The organism is Flavobacterium sp. UBA7680, from assembly GCF_002482975.1.
Taxonomy (GTDB): Bacteria; Bacteroidota; Bacteroidia; order Flavobacteriales; family Flavobacteriaceae; genus Flavobacterium.
Genome location: NZ_DLHA01000019.1, coordinates 685,077 through 691,076, shown reverse-complemented (window position 1 = coordinate 691,076; position 6,000 = coordinate 685,077). Strand labels below are relative to the sequence as shown.

At 36.6% G+C, this 6,000-nt stretch carries 6 protein-coding genes and 1 pseudogene; all 7 read left to right on the top strand.

Translation table 11 applies throughout. The features are described from left to right. Positions 1 to 980: Hsp70 family protein (locus tag B3C18_RS07925; protein ID WP_291145012.1), on the top strand; the 980-nt coding region annotated here is incomplete at its 5' end. 204 nt (positions 981 to 1,184) lie between these two features. Beyond that, positions 1,185 to 1,739, top strand: coding sequence for a helix-turn-helix domain-containing protein (locus tag B3C18_RS07920; RefSeq protein ID WP_291145009.1), 555 nt, complete (start codon positions 1,185 to 1,187; stop codon positions 1,737 to 1,739). Then, entirely contained in the window at positions 1,736 to 2,986 is a 1,251-nt protein-coding gene (locus B3C18_RS07915) for a site-specific integrase (protein ID WP_291145006.1), read from the top strand. The genes B3C18_RS07920 and B3C18_RS07915 overlap by 4 nt, the downstream gene beginning before the upstream one ends. A 5-nt stretch (positions 2,987 to 2,991) precedes the next feature. Further along, a complete protein-coding gene (locus B3C18_RS07910) occupies positions 2,992 to 3,741 on the top strand; it encodes a hypothetical protein (RefSeq protein WP_291145003.1) in 750 nt (249 codons plus the stop codon). A gap of 107 nt (positions 3,742 to 3,848) precedes the next feature. Next, positions 3,849 to 4,190, top strand: coding sequence for a helix-turn-helix domain-containing protein (locus B3C18_RS07905; RefSeq protein ID WP_140504760.1), 342 nt, complete (start codon positions 3,849 to 3,851; stop codon positions 4,188 to 4,190). Between the two features lie 532 nt (positions 4,191 to 4,722). Next, on the top strand, positions 4,723 to 5,127 hold the full coding sequence (locus B3C18_RS07900; RefSeq protein WP_291144997.1) for a hypothetical protein: 405 nt from the start codon (positions 4,723 to 4,725) through the stop codon (positions 5,125 to 5,127). Positions 5,128 to 5,612: 485 nt separating this feature from the next. After that, positions 5,613 to 5,924: pseudogene (locus B3C18_RS26015) on the top strand (hypothetical protein); the annotation flags it as partial. Between the last annotated feature and the right edge of the window lie 76 nt (positions 5,925 to 6,000).

Sequence of the window (6,000 nt, the reverse complement as noted above, 5' to 3'; positions counted from 1 at the left end):
AATTATCTGATACTTTAGTAAAACGTTCTATGGAGCCAGTTGCTAAAGCATTAAAAGATGCAGGTTTATCTACATCAGATATCGACGAAGTAATCCTTGTAGGAGGTTCTACTCGTATGCCAAGAATCGCTGACGAAGTTGAAAAATTCTTCGGTAAAAAAGCATCTAAAGGTGTTAACCCTGATGAGGTTGTTGCTATTGGAGCTGCTATTCAAGGTGGAGTTTTATCTGGAGATGTAAAAGATGTATTGTTACTTGACGTAACGCCTCTTTCTTTAGGTATCGAAACTATGGGTGGTGTATTGACTAAATTAATCGAGTCTAACACAACTATTCCAACTAAAAAATCTCAAGTATTCTCTACTGCTGCTGATTCTCAACCATCTGTTGAAATCCACGTATTACAAGGAGAAAGAGCTATGGCAGTTGATAACAAAACTATCGGTCGTTTCCACTTAGATGGTATTCCACCAGCACCAAGAGGAGTTCCTCAAATCGAAGTTACTTTCGATATCGATGCTAATGGTATCATCAAAGTTTCTGCAACTGATAAAGGAACTGGAAAATCTCACGATATCCGTATCGAAGCTTCTTCTGGATTAACAGCTGAAGAAATCGAAAAAATGAAAAAAGATGCTGAAGCTAATGCTGATGCTGACAGAATTGCAAAAGAAAGAGCTGAGAAATTGAACGAAGCTGATAGTACTATTTTCCAAACTGAAAGTCAATTGAAAGAATTGGGAAGTAAATTAACAGACGATCAAAAAACAGCTATCGAATTTGCTTTAACTGAATTAAGATTCGCTCACCAATCTCAAGATCTTGAGGCAATCCAAAAAGGATTAGACAATGTAAATGCAGCTTGGAAAACAGCTACAGAAGCAATGTACGCTCAAGGTGGTGAAGGTCAACAAGCTGCTCCACAACAAGAGCAATCTGGAGACAATGTTGAAGACGTTGAATTCGAAGAAGTCAAATAATTACTGATTAACATCAGTTAATAAAAAGTGTTAAACCGCTGTAAACGAAATGTTTACAGCGGTTTTTCTTTTTTATTCTTTTTTGTTTTTGCTGTTTTTTAATCATTTTTTGCCATATATTTGTACCATATTTGTACCGGCACTTAAAAGGCGATAATGTGGCACTTATGTATACTTATGGCACTTAAATTGGGGATAAAGGTGATGAAAAGAATAAATAAACAATGTCTTGTCTGCGGGGAAGTGTTTCTGCCCAAGACCGTAACTTCTGTCTACTGCTCACAAAAATGCAGTAAAAAAGCATACAAGCAGAAGATGAAGCAGCTTAAAAATGAAGCAGAAATCAAAGCGATGATAGAGAAAATACCGCAGGACAGGGCATTTCTTTCCGTCTCTGAGGCTGGCATGCTTTTTGGCATTGCCAAAAGAACCCTCTATAGGCTTGTCGGCCAGGGAAAAGTTCCGTCAGTTAATCTTGGAACCCGCCTTGTAAGGATAGACCGCAGCGTCATGGAAGGGATGTTCGGCCCTGAGCGCAGCCTGCCGCAGGCTGAGAGTATACCGAAGAAAAAATTATACAGCCTTGAAAAAGAAGACTGCTATTCCATCGGTGAAATAGCTCAGAGATTTCAGATATCAGAAGGTTCTGTCTACAGCCATATCAGGAAATATTCAATACCTACCAGGCAGATCGGAAAGCATGTATATGCTCCCAAAAGCGAAATTGATAACTTGTATAACGGAAATGATTTTATATGAAACAATTAGCAAAAACCAAGGTGACTGTGCGTCTTCGAAAAGCAGAAGACCGAAAAGAATGGTATGTTTACATAGAAAGCTATCCTGTTGAGGTTTCAGGAAAGAAAACGCCCCAGAGAATCCGTGAATATTTAAACAGAACCGTAACAACAGTAGAGTGGGACAAGAAAAGAACTGCCCGCACAGATGCAGAGGGCATAAAATCCTATAAACCCAGACGCAGCGATAACGGAATTATAATGTGCAGCAGCGAAAGCGACCGTGAAATAATGCTCTATGCTGACGCAGTGCGTAATATCCGGCAGAAAGAATACGATAATACAGATCTGTACAGTGATGCTGAGAACCTGTTGGCTCAACAGAAAGAAAAAGGAAATGAGGATTTTATTAGATATATTGCTGCGGTGGCGGCTAAAAGACACGCCCGAAGTTCAAAATCCATTAAGATCACTTGGGAGCGGACCAGAGAATTTTTAAAGAGCTATTCAGCGGGCAGCCTTATTTTTTCACAGATTGACAGCAGAATGGCTGAAGATTTTAAACTGTTTTTATTATCAGCTCCGCGAGGAGGAGGTAAGAAGGGAACTATTTCCTGCAACACTGCGGCAACCTATTTTTCCATATTTAAAGCCGCTTTGAAACAGGCCTTTATAGACGGATATTTAACCGTTGATTTATCTTCAAAAATTAAGGGCATCCCGGAGCAGGAATCAAGACGCGAATATCTTACCATTGAAGAATTGAATGCATTGGCCCAAACGCCCTGCGAAAAAGACGTCCTTAAAAGAGCCGCGCTTTTCTCAGCGCTTACAGGTCTGAGGCATTCCGACATTCAGAAGCTCCGGTGGAAAGAGATAAGTCTGGAAGACGGCAGGGCCAAACTGCATTTCACGCAGAAAAAGACAAAGGGTGTCGAATACATGCCTATTTCTGAGCAGGCTTTAGATCTCTGCGGAGAACCGAGGCTTCCCGGACAGCTTGTCTTTGAGGATCTGCCGGATCCGTCGTGGATTTCACGCCCTCTGAAAAAATGGGTTGAATCTGCAGGCATTAAAAAAAATATTACCTTCCACTGCTTCCGCCATACATTTGCAACACTGCAGCTATCAAGCGGGACAGACATTTATACGGTCAGCAAAATGCTGGGGCATACCAACGTAAAAACTACTGAAATCTACGCTAAAGTAATAGATGAGAAGAAAAACAGAGCTTCGCAGGCAATACAATTGGAATCTTTAAAGAAATAAGCGCAATGAAAATTAAATACTTTGAATATATCACAGTTTACCTGTCTGTTTTTTTAGTCTGCGTCTTTGTCGGTGTAATCGGAAGACTGGTGCTGCTGGAAAAAGGTGCGGATGAATATACGGCCGGCGTTTTTTTCTGGATCAGCACTGGATTTGGAATTTTAATGTTTGCAATTCTAAGTTTATTTCTTAATGATTTGGCTGAGAGATTACTGAATCGTTTTTTGAGTGCAAAAAAAAATGAATCGCCTGAAAGCCGGATTCCAAATGAAGACCTTGAAAAAATAGAAGAGGAGTTGCAGGATGCTTTAATTAAGCCCGAAATGCCTGAAAATAGAAATGCAGCCATCGATATTCAGCAGTTAAGGGAGCAGCAGCAAAATACAATCAAAAATCAAAAACAAGCCAGAATTGATATTGCCATCCGTTATGCACAGCAGGAGTTTGCGCTGTATGCGTCGGATGATGATTTGAAGCAATTGGGCAGGAATATAATCATATATGCTGAAGGCATAAATTTTGAAAAGATTAAACCGGTAAAAGTTAAAGATCTGTCCAATCTGGATCTGTATCATTTTGGCTGGAATATCTGGAATTTTTTTAAAGTCAGCAGGCAGGACGGAGCCGCACAATTTTTAAAACTGACTTTTGCTGACGCTTTAAAAGATGTTGAGCAGAACAGCATTAAAACGCATCTCAAAGATGATGAACAGAAAGGGCTTATAAAGATTATGGAAGATTTTACCGATTTTTAAATGCCAATAACTATAAAGCATTGTATTTTTCAAGTGTTTTTGCTGTGAAGAAGGACACAGCAGAAACACTTTTTTCATTTGCACCATAACTGTTAAAAACGATAGCTATGGACACAAACGAAATCTCTTTTGAGAACCTGCCCAAAGCAGTAGCACACTTAGTGAAAGAAATTGCCGAGATTAAACTTATGATTCAGAATGTACAGGTATATGAATCGAAAGAAAAAAGTATTCCTATTGGTATTGAAGAAGCAAGCCGGCTCATAGGAAAAGCAAAGTCTACAATTTACACTCTTGTAAGGCAGAGAAAAATACCGTGCTATAAGTACGGTAAAAAGCTGTACTTTTTTGAAGAAGAACTTTTAGAATGGATTTCTAAAGGCAAAAAGAAAACAATACATGAAATCGAATCAGAAGCGATGAAATCTAATCATAACCGGAAGAAATAGCCAGCAGAAATACTTATATCACTCTATTGGATAATCAAAAGGCATTTAATGGAAAGCGATATTTTATCTAAATAAAAATACAGTGTTTTTTGCTGTAACACGATTTCAAATGTTTCAAAGAGTGCAGGATTCTAACTTTATCGCTGAAGTCTTGTCTATACTGGATTTTATAAAATGTCTTTGAACAAAGTGCACCGATTCTGCACCCAAATTCAAATTTTTACTATTTCAATATTAAATAATTACAAAAAACTTCAAAACTAACTAATAAAAAGACAATAGTATTATTCTTTTTTGTATTACAAATAATTTAAAATATTGAATATTTCTAAATAAGAAATTAAAAGCTCTATTGCACAGTCGCAAAAAAGGTATCAACTCCAGTTCTCCCAACTGAGTTTTTCTTTTAGATATTAGCACAACCTTGACTTCTCTAAATTTGTGTTAAAGTTTTTGGTGGAGCCTTGTAATACAGTAAATTTGGACTCGAGAATTCTATCCAAAAATTAACTTCTCAATTTTTGCCACCCAAATGAAGTGTCTTAAAATTTTTTACATTATTCTGTTTTGGATTTCAGTTTGTGGAAATGCTTTTGGTAAGGCAGCAGAACCTGTATGTGAAAATTTTACTGCAGAAAATACTTTCGTAAAGGAAAAGTTTTTAGGGACTGAACTTTGTTTTTTCGAAGTGGTCAAAAAAATAAACTATCGTAACGATCATACACTAGATAAAATTGAGGTATTGCATCTATTAGCCCCCAAAGCTATCAATAGAAAGGCAATTCCTGAAGATAGTTTAGACAATTACCTGTTATCGGATTTATATTCCAGTGACTGGATTACTTTAAAATCTCTATATGATACCAGAAGATGTGAGGGTATTTTAAAAAAATATACTTCGAGAAACAATTACCTGCATCTTTACCAGCTCTTCTAGCACAATCGTATTACTTTACAGATTCTATTTGGGATGTGCTCACTTAGCGCGGAGTTTTAGTTAAGGACAAAATCTTAACTGTAGACCATGAAAGAAAATCTCAAAAATTACAACCGCATTTTCCAAAGAGAAAGCAGATCAATTAAGTTATGAAAGAGATAATATCTCTCAACTTTCTAAGGAACTTGAGGTAACAACTGTTTTGCGTTATAAGTGGCGCCAAAATTATCAAGAATTTAGAACTGGAAGTTTTCCTGGAAAAGGCAATAAGCATTTTTTCCAAGGGAGGTCGATGATTTATCTTTTCATAAAAGACCATGAAAAAATATATTCGATTGAAAGAGGTGCAAAGTTTTAGAAATAATTAACAGCCGTTACTATAAATGGAAAAACAAGTTATTTCAGGAATAGATAAAGGAGTAATTTTAATAAAAGCAACAATAACCTCCGTCTATTTTGCTGATAAACAGTGATATGGGAACCCTAGGATTACTTTAGAGCTGCAAAATATTGGGTATCAAATATCCAGAATAACGGTAGCCAAATACATGAAGCAATTAGGTTTATACAGTAAATTGAGTAAGAAATTTAAAGTAACAACCAATTCAAAACATAATCATTTCGTTGTTCCAAATATTTTAAAAAGAGAATTTACAGTGAAAGAACCTTCTAAGGCTTGGGTTTCAGCTTTACCCATATCAAAAATAGTAGAGGTAGTACAACATAGAGACATAATAAAAAAGTCCTACCGAAGCAGGACTAAAGATTTTCATCTACGGCATATAGCCTTATTGTGATAAGATTAAAGATTAGAAATTTTAATCAGTTACAAATGTATAGAAAAAATAAATTGGTTTGAATAAGGAAAACAGT

What these genes read in the sequence shown, in the direction of transcription:
- B3C18_RS07920 (WP_291145009.1), top strand. Translation starts at nt 1,185, where the DNA reads ATGAAAAGAATAAATAAACAATGTCTTGTCTGCGGGGAAGTGTTTCTG.
- B3C18_RS07915 (WP_291145006.1), top strand. Translation starts at nt 1,736, where the DNA reads ATGAAACAATTAGCAAAAACCAAGGTGACTGTGCGTCTTCGAAAAGCA.
- B3C18_RS07910 (WP_291145003.1), top strand. Translation starts at nt 2,992, where the DNA reads ATGAAAATTAAATACTTTGAATATATCACAGTTTACCTGTCTGTTTTT.
- B3C18_RS07905 (WP_140504760.1), top strand. Translation starts at nt 3,849, where the DNA reads ATGGACACAAACGAAATCTCTTTTGAGAACCTGCCCAAAGCAGTAGCA.
- B3C18_RS07900 (WP_291144997.1), top strand. Translation starts at nt 4,723, where the DNA reads ATGAAGTGTCTTAAAATTTTTTACATTATTCTGTTTTGGATTTCAGTT.